Annotated in this window: 1 protein-coding gene; it reads right to left on the bottom strand. The window is 43.9% G+C overall.

The window, feature by feature from the left end; translation table 11 throughout:
* Positions 1-126: 126 nt before the first annotated feature.
* Positions 127-1,512, bottom strand: a complete 1,386-nt coding sequence (locus tag A3756_RS13865; RefSeq protein ID WP_068515568.1) for a cbb3-type cytochrome c oxidase subunit I — start codon at positions 1,510-1,512, stop codon at positions 127-129.
* Positions 1,513-1,721 lie beyond the last annotated feature (209 nt).

Below are 1,721 nucleotides of genomic sequence, written 5' to 3'. Positions count from 1 at the left end.
AAAAACACTTGAAGATGAACTGCCCAACAAAGCTTATCTCAGCGATATCTATGCGCGCCTGGCCGCTATCGTGATGAGCATTATATCTCGTCGCTTCAAAGAGTTTTTGTAAACGGCTATAGGCGGCTAGCTACCAGGTTCAAACTCTGTTCGTCGCCGCCATGCCTTGATAATCACGATCAAAAACAGCAAGCCTCCGATGGTAGAGATCAAACCACCCAAGCCCATCATTCCCATCCCTATAATTTCAGGTAAACGATCTAAACCTTGAGCTGCTCCTGCAGTCTTACGTTGCACACCATAACCACCTGACCACGCGAGACCCAATATATGCATCAACTGGCCACCACCATAAACATAAGGTTGAATTGCCGCTAGGCGAGTATCTGGGGTACCTAAACCCAGCTTAGGCATGAGCAGATAAGCAATACCCATAAAGGAAAGCGTTACTCCGACAATCGAACCATGGTAATGCGCAGGTATAACTACATTCACACCTTCGATCAAAAAGCCAATGATGCCGCCTGCCGAAAACAAAATAAACGAAGCTATCATTGCTGACTTTAATGGCTTTGAAGATGCCTCAATCCTGCCTCGTTTAATCAACAGAAACAGTTGATAAACTGCGATAATGCCAAGCGGCATACTTGCCAAGCCACCGTATTGCATTAATTTAGTAAAACCTAAACGATGCCCTAGCGAATCAATTTCGCTTGAAGCATACAGCCAAGGCACCATAAGTACAGGCAATATAACCAATGCTGACAAAGCCAAAAGTAGCCCAGGCTTATAGCTAAAACGAGCACCACATGCACTTGCAAGCCATAACCAGGCAACAAGTAAAAGCAAGGTATGCGTGAACTGTAAAGTGTGCCCACCACCCCAGAACAGTAATTCGAAATAATATTCACCACTATATTCAACTGATATGCCCAGATAACTAGCCACTAACGCAATAATACTTAATAGAGCAGGAATAGCGGCTAAATACGATGCCCAGCTCAGTACCGACTCACCACTATTAAAGCCTTGAGGTATAGTCAATAAGCGAGCTACTAATAACAGCAGAATGCCAAAACCAAAAACACATAAAGCCAGGTAGAATGCTGGGTGTTGAAGCACAGGAACATAGTTATTCATCAAAGGCTCCCCTACTCCAAAAAATGGACAAGCGACCATAATCAAGGCACCAAGCGCAGCAAAGTTCCACGCCCACTGGTCCAACAAGCCACCACTAGCCGGGTTGCTGCTAGTCCAGAAAACTCCCGCCATTGATAGAAACCAAATCAATACAGAAAGGTCAACGTGCACAACCAGTGCAACATGGAAAAAGTCCACCCAGGGAATAAAGTCTTGTACGCCTGGCGTTCGAGACAAAACAAGCAGCAAAGAAAATACCCCTGCGCCTAGCAAAGAAGCGACAGCCAGCCCGAGCCATTTTTTAACAATCGTTTTCTGAGCGGCAGCAACTAGAGAAAGTTGCATTACCATAGAAGTGTTTAATGCCGTCATAATCCCTCATTATTATATTTATTGTGTCGCTCAGGATCCTATCAAATAATTGGGGTCAGTGTAAAAAAGGCCGTTATCACACCGAATCCAGTTATTTAATGGCATAAGTCGCATTTTATTCACTGTTCAAAGATTAGGCTTGCATCTCTCACTAAGAACAGTAAATAATGTGCAGCCATGGAGACTAAATAATTAGTACAAAATAAAAG

The sequence above is a fragment of the Oleiphilus sp. HI0086 genome, from assembly GCF_001635225.1.
Note: the sequence above shows the minus strand (reverse complement) of the source record. Positions and strands in the feature narration are given on the sequence as shown.